Source organism: Arthrobacter sp. 2YAF22_2, assembly GCF_052114645.1.
GTDB lineage: Bacteria > Actinomycetota > Actinomycetes > Actinomycetales > Micrococcaceae > Arthrobacter.
Genome location: NZ_JBFRFD010000496.1, coordinates 1 through 2,635 on the forward strand (window position 1 = coordinate 1; position 2,635 = coordinate 2,635).

Here is a 2,635-nt window from a genome sequence, read left to right on the forward strand (position 1 = left end):
GCCGTAGCCCTAGGCGCGGTGCTTGGCCTGATCTGGTTGCTGCAACGCCGTCTCGGCAAAGGCACGGGACGACGCCGCGCTGACGCCGCCCTGAGCGTCGTCAGCCGCCAAAGCGTCGGCCAGCGCGCCTCGGTGGTGGTGGTCGACGCCGGCGGCCACCGCTTCCTGCTCGGCGTCACCGACCACGCCGTCAACGTCCTCCACACCGGTGACATCCCGGAGGAGCCCGTAGAAGACCTGGCTGCGGAACCCCGCCGCGGCGGTGCCGCCGCTGCCTTCGCCCAGATCCTCGCCGGTACTGGTGCCGGTGCCGGTACTGTCTCCGCAGCACCTTTCGCCGGAGCCTCCGACGACGCCGGCAGCGCCCCGGCGGCCGCTCCGGGCCTGCCCGGGCTGCCGCCGTCGCGCCGCCGTTCGCTCCACCGCGAGACCCACACTGGCACCCTCCCAGGTCGCGGCAATATGCCCGGTACCGGGACCCGCCCGCCGCTGCACGGCTCCATCCTGGCGGGCTCCACCTGGAAGCAGGCCGCTGCCGCTCTCAGGAGCGGACGCCGCAATTGATCCGCCCCCTCACCGCCCGCTCCGCCCGCGTCCCGTCAACGAGCAGCAGCACCCGAACCAGCACAGGCAATACCGGCCGGGTCCTGGCGCTCGGCCTGGCCGCCGTCCTCCTGGCCGTGCTGCTGCTCTGGCTCAACGCCTCCGCCGGCCACGCCGCACCCGTACCGCCAACGCCTCCGGCGACGCCCAGCGCGCCGGCCAGCCCGGACACCGGCAGCGTCAACATCGCCATCAATGGCATGGACGGGAAGCCCTCCAGCGCGGTCCTGACCCTGATCGGGATCACCCTGCTGTCCGTGGCGCCGGCGCTGCTGCTGATGATGACCTCGTTCACCAAGATCTTCGTGGTGCTGGCGATGACCCGCAACGCGCTCTCGCTGCCCTCCATCCCGCCCAACCAAGTGCTGGCCGGGCTGGCCCTTTTCCTGTCGATCTTCGTCATGTGGCCGGTCATCAACGAGATGAACACCATCGGCGTGCAGCCCTACCTGAACGGCACCCTCGACTTCAACGGCGCGCTCAGTGCAGCCTCCGGGCCGCTGCAGCACTTCATGCTGGCCCACACCCGCGAAGAGGACATCGCGCTGATGACCCGGGCCGCCGGCATGGACAACCCGGCCACGCCCGAAGCCGTGCCGCTGCAGACCCTGATCCCGGCGTTCATGATCTCCGAACTCCGCGCGGCCTTCATCATCGGCTTCGTCATCTTCATCCCGTTCCTGGTCATCGACCTGGTGGTCTCCGCKGCGCTSATGTCCATGGGCATGATGATGCTYCCKCCGGTGATGATCTCGCTGCCGTTCAAGATCCTGCTGTTCGTCCTGGTGGACGGCTGGGGCCTGATCATCACCTCCCTGATCCAGAGTTACGCGAGCACCGGATGAACGCCAACGCCGTCCTGGACATCTGCCTCCAGGCCATGATCGTCGCCGCCAAGCTTGCCGCTCCCGTGCTGGTGACGGCCCTGGTGGTGGGCCTCGCCATCTCCCTGCTGCAGTCCATCACCCAGCTGCAGGAAGCCACGCTTTCCTTCGTGCCTAAGCTCGCCGCCGTCGCGGTGGCCCTGCTGGTCTGCGGGCACTGGATGATCACGGAGATGGTGTCCTTCACCAACGACCTCTTCGCCAAGATCCCCTCGTTGCTCGGGGGCATGTGAGGTGGACTTCCCGATCGACCAGACATGGCTGGAAGTCCTGCTCCTGGCCAGTGTCCGGATGACGGCGTTCCTGGTGGTGGCCCCGCCGTTCGCGCATCAGGCCTTCCCCGCCCGGATCAAGGCGATGCTGGGCGTCGGCCTCGGCCTGGCCGTCACGCAGCGGGCCTCCGCCGGCTACACCGCCCGGGACACGGCAGGATTCTTCACCGCGGTGGCTCTGGAACTGGTCACSGGCCTGGTGCTGGGCTTCCTGGTGATGCTGGTCTTCGCCGCCGTCCAGTCCGCCGGCAGCCTGATCGACCTCTTCAGCGGCTTCCAGATGGCCCAGGCCTTTGACCCGCAAATGATGGTTAACGGCGCACAGTTCACCCGGCTGCTGCAGATGGCCGCCCTGGCTCTATTGTTCGCCTCGGACGGCTACCAGCTGGTCATCGCCGGGCTCACCGGCAGTTTCACGGCCCTGCCGCTGGCCGGCGGGCTTGACCTCGCCCAGCCCGTGCAGGCCATGACGTCCGCCGTCACCGGAATGTTCCTCGCCGCCGTGCAGATCGCCGGCCCGCTGCTGGTGGTGCTGTTTCTCGCCGACGTCGGCCTGGGCCTGCTGACCCGCGTGGCGCCGGCGCTGAACGCGTTCTCGCTCGGTTTCCCRCTGAAGATCATGCTCACCCTCTCGCTGGCGGGCTTCCTCTTCCTGGCCCTCCCGCGGATCGTGTCCACCCTCGCCGGGCAGGCCGCCAAGACGGTGCTGGGGGTGGGCTGATGTCGGATTCACAGGAAAAAACCGAACAGGCCACCGACAAACGGATGCGGGAAGTCCGGTCCAAGGGCCAGCTGTCCCGCTCCCAGGACCTCACCGCTTGGCTGGCCGTCGGCGCGGCCGCGGTGATGATCCCGGCCACCGTGCAGAGCGGCGCC

General features: G+C 68.9%; 5 protein-coding genes. All 5 read left to right on the forward strand.

Features of this window, described 5'->3' with window-relative positions; all coding sequences use genetic code 11:
- A partial coding sequence (gene fliO, locus AB4Y86_RS16380; protein WP_441403236.1) for a flagellar biosynthetic protein FliO occupies positions 1-564 on the forward strand: 564 nt, incomplete at its 5' end.
- A gap of 110 nt (positions 565-674) precedes the next feature.
- The gene (gene fliP, locus AB4Y86_RS16385; protein WP_441403239.1) at positions 675-1,448 is read left to right on the forward strand and encodes a flagellar type III secretion system pore protein FliP; all 774 of its coding nucleotides are present in this window, start codon (positions 675-677) and stop codon (positions 1,446-1,448) included.
- The gene (gene fliQ, locus AB4Y86_RS16390) at positions 1,445-1,720 is read left to right on the forward strand and encodes a flagellar biosynthesis protein FliQ (RefSeq protein ID WP_441403237.1); all 276 of its coding nucleotides are present in this window, start codon (positions 1,445-1,447) and stop codon (positions 1,718-1,720) included. The genes fliP and fliQ overlap by 4 nt, the downstream gene beginning before the upstream one ends.
- A gap of 1 nt (position 1,721) precedes the next feature.
- The gene (locus tag AB4Y86_RS16395; RefSeq protein ID WP_441403238.1) at positions 1,722-2,480 is read left to right on the forward strand and encodes a flagellar biosynthetic protein FliR; all 759 of its coding nucleotides are present in this window, start codon (positions 1,722-1,724) and stop codon (positions 2,478-2,480) included.
- The coding region (locus tag AB4Y86_RS16400; RefSeq protein ID WP_441403240.1) for an EscU/YscU/HrcU family type III secretion system export apparatus switch protein at positions 2,480-2,635 on the forward strand (156 nt) is incomplete at its 3' end. The genes AB4Y86_RS16395 and AB4Y86_RS16400, both read left to right, overlap by 1 nt.